Here is a 1,926-nt window from a genome sequence, read left to right as displayed (position 1 = left end):
CTGCAACAGCTGATTTTTCATCGCCGTTATCTGATTTATTTTTAACGCGGGCTAGTGCCTCTGCTACTTTTTGCTTTTCGTCAGCAGATTTAGCGGCAGGTTTACGTTTATGGCGGTTTTGACGTTCTTCTTGCTCGCGATCTAAACGCTCTTTTCGTGCATCAAAACGCTCTTTTGCTCTGTCGGCTTTAATTTTGTCAGCTTGTTGTTCTTTAATTTCAACTTTGGCTATACGGTAGTACTGTACAAGAGGGATTTCGCTTGGGCACACATATGCACAAGCACCACACTCAATACAGTCAAATAAATTATGCTCTTGTAGTTTGTCGTACTCTTTTGATTTAGCAAACCACTGCAATTGCTGTGGTAATAAAGAAGCAGGGCAGGCATCGGCACAGGCGCTACAACGTATACAGGCTTTTTCAGGGCCGGGCTCCGCAAGCTCTTTATGATCAGGCGCTAAAATACAGTTAGTTGTTTTAACTATGCCAATACGCACTGTGGGTAGCGTAAAGCCCATCATTGGGCCGCCCATTACAACACTTTGCTGCGGTACAGGTGAGAAACCTTGGCAATCAAGTAAATGCTTTATTTCAGTGCCAAGTAGTGCCCATACATTCCCAGGCTTATGAATAGTGTTACCTGTTACCGTAACTATACGTTCAATGAGTGGTTTACCTTCATAAACGGCTTGTTGTACGGCAAACAAAGTCCCGGTGTTATGCACTAAAATACCAATATCGGCAGGAATACCAATGCTAGGAACTTCACGGTTAGTAAGTAATTTAATTAATTGCTTTTCACCGCCAGATGGATAAATAGTGGGCACCGTTTGAATAATAATTTTTGAGTTATGCTCAGCTGCTTGCTTCATTGCTGCAATAGCTTCTGGCTTATTATCTTCTATACCCACAATGCACAGCGTTGGATTTAAAAGTTGCTGCATTATTTCAATGCCTTGGATAACTTCTTTAGCGTGTTCGCGCATTAAAACGTCATCGGCAGTAATATAAGGTTCGCACTCAACAGCATTTACAATTAAAAATTCGATAGGTTGCTTGGTATCTGCTTTTACATAAGTAGGAAAACCAGCACCACCCATACCGCTAATACCGGCTTGGTGAATAATATTTATCAGCTCGTCATGACTAAGCTCAGCAGGATTTTTATTTTTATTTAGAGCTACCCATTCGTCTTTGCCGTCTGGTTCAATAATAACACTTAGTTCAGGTAGGGCCGATGGGTGTGCTGATGGCATAGGTGCAATATCAGTAACCACACCAGAGCTTGGCGCATGGACAGGTACCGACCAGTTAGCGGCAGGCGCTGTAAGTGGTTGGCCTTTTAAGACGTGTTGGCCTTTTTCTACCAGTAACTTACCATTTGCGCCTATATGCTGTTTAAGCGCAACAATGAGTTTGTCGGGCAAAGGTAGGCGAGTGATACTCGCACTATTAGAGAGTGATTTTTGTTGTGGTGGGTGTATGCCGCCAGGAAATGCCCACACGGTGCCTTTTTTTATTTGTTCAAGTAACTTGTCCACTCAAACCTCTAATCTATTTGTGTAACAGGAATAGCATCTAGCTGCCATTTCCAGTTTTGTTTAGTTTCGGCTACAGGTAGCATATCAATGCAATCTACAGGGCAAGGCTCAACACATAAATCACAGCCAGTACATTCATCAATTAACACGGTATGCATTTGACGAGTTGCGCCCAAAATAGCGTCAACTGGGCAGGCTTGAATACATTTGGTACAGCCAATACATTCATCTTCGCGAATATAAGCCACCGTTTTTATAGGTTCTGCTTGCTCGCCACCGGCAAGTGGTTTTTCATCAACACCCATTAAGCCGGCAAGCTTTTTCATGGTTGATTCGCCGCCCGGTGGGCATTTATTTATTTCATCGCCATTGGCTATGGCTTC

At 43.1% G+C, this 1,926-nt stretch carries 2 protein-coding genes; both read right to left on the bottom strand.

Annotated features, from left to right (window positions below):
• Nucleotides 1-1,543 (bottom strand): electron transport complex subunit RsxC (gene rsxC / locus L654_RS0105275; protein WP_024607480.1); only part of this gene is annotated, 1,543 nt, incomplete at its 3' end.
• 8 nt (nucleotides 1,544-1,551) lie between these two features.
• Nucleotides 1,552-1,926 (bottom strand): electron transport complex subunit RsxB (gene rsxB / locus L654_RS0105270; RefSeq protein ID WP_024607479.1); only part of this gene is annotated, 375 nt, incomplete at its 5' end.

The sequence above is a fragment of the Pseudoalteromonas sp. TAB23 genome (assembly GCF_000498075.1).
GTDB lineage: Bacteria > Pseudomonadota > Gammaproteobacteria > Enterobacterales > Alteromonadaceae > Pseudoalteromonas > Pseudoalteromonas arctica.
Note: the sequence above shows the minus strand (reverse complement) of the source record. Positions and strands in the feature narration are given on the sequence as shown.